Annotated in this window: 1 protein-coding gene; it reads left to right on the top strand. The window is 67.8% G+C overall.

The genetic code is table 11. The annotated features are described in order from the left end of the window. A partial coding sequence (locus A5780_RS38675) for a relaxase domain-containing protein (RefSeq protein WP_156769784.1) occupies positions 1-578 on the top strand: 578 nt, incomplete at both ends.

Raw genomic sequence — 578 nt, forward strand, 5'->3', positions numbered from 1 at the left:
TATTACAGCGAGCGCGGCGAGTCCCCTGGTCGCTGGGTGGGGTCGGGGTTGGGAGCCCTGGATATCGTCGAGGGAGACATCGTCACCGAATCCCAGATGCGGGCCTTGTTCGGGCGCGGGATGCATCCGAACGCGGACGCGATCGTCGCGCAGCTGGCAGCCGAGCAGATGGCCGATGGTGTCTCGCCGCGGGTGGCCCGCCTCTACGGCGCGAAGATGGCCCAGCTCGGCCGCCCCCACAACCGGTATGTGGTCGACGAGGCCGGCTACCGATTCGAATGCGCCCGCGCCTACGCCGAATACAACCGTGCCCAAGGCCTCATCGAGTACGCCAAGATCCCCCCGGAGGTGCGTGAACAGATCCGCACCGACGTCGCTCTGACCATGTTCGCCGAGGAATTCGGGCGCCCCCCGGCCGACGATCGGGAGCTATCGGGCTGGATCGCCCGCGCCTCCCGCCCGAACACGAAATCCGTGGCCGGGTTCGACCTGACCTTCTCACCGGTCAAGAGTGTGTCGGCGTTGTGGGCGCTGGCGCCGCGTGAGATCGCCGAGAAGATCGAGGCCGCCCACTACGC

This window comes from Nocardia sp. 852002-20019_SCH5090214 (assembly GCF_001665865.1).
Taxonomy (GTDB): Bacteria; Actinomycetota; Actinomycetes; order Mycobacteriales; family Mycobacteriaceae; genus Nocardia; species Nocardia nova.